This window comes from Staphylococcus sp. HMSC14D10 (assembly GCF_001808125.1).
In the GTDB taxonomy this organism is placed as follows: domain Bacteria; phylum Bacillota; class Bacilli; order Staphylococcales; family Staphylococcaceae; genus Staphylococcus; species Staphylococcus haemolyticus.
On record NZ_KV792274.1, the window covers coordinates 1 to 776 of the forward strand.

Annotated in this window: 1 protein-coding gene; it reads right to left on the reverse strand. The window is 28.5% G+C overall.

The annotated features are described in order from the left end of the window. Positions 1-57 precede the first annotated feature (57 nt). Positions 58-648 (reverse strand): type 1 glutamine amidotransferase family protein, encoded by a 591-nt coding sequence (locus tag HMPREF3134_RS11285; protein WP_053031494.1) that lies wholly within the window; start codon positions 646-648, stop codon positions 58-60. Between the last annotated feature and the right edge of the window lie 128 nt (positions 649-776).

The window sequence follows — 776 nt, forward strand, 5'->3', positions numbered from 1 at the left end:
TTTTATAGTATCAAGACAAGAAGAAACTCGTTTCTAAAACCCCAAATTCACCCAACTTTATAAATATGGATTTCCGTATTTTTCACAATATTTATAAAAACCAAATCTATTCATAAATATTGTCTTTTCAATACTTTTATCAGAATCAAAATCAATCTCTCTTAAAATTGATTCAGTAAATTCAAGTGATGCTGTACCATTTGCTGTTATAAGCATATTATCAACAACACTTTGCTTTTCTAAAAATTCATACTCAGGTTTATATTTTTTATAATTTTGCCAAATATAAACCGAATTACCAGTATGTTTATATTTGTTTAAAAAACCATTTCTAGCTAAATAATCAACTGCTCCACATATAGCACCAATTACTACATTTTTATTAAATGCTTCCTCAACAAACTTTAAAAGGTTCTCAGAATCATTATCCCAAGAATTACCTCCAATCATAACTAACAGATCATAATCTTTAGGTTCATCGCCAATAATATAATCTACCAAAACAGAAAAACCACCTAAAGAAGATACATTTTCTTCAACAGAAATAGTACTTACAGACCAATTATCATCTTGATTTAAAATTGAAGATAAATATGCTCCTTCCCAATCTGCAAATTCATCTAGTAAAAGAAATAAAGCTTTTTTCAAAATTAAAAACTCCTTTTATTTTTAGATTAATAAACCTTATCGCTTTATTCCAATTGCTTTATTGACGTTGAGCCTCGGAACCCTTAACAATCCCAAAACTTGTCGAATGGTCGGCTTAATAGCTCACG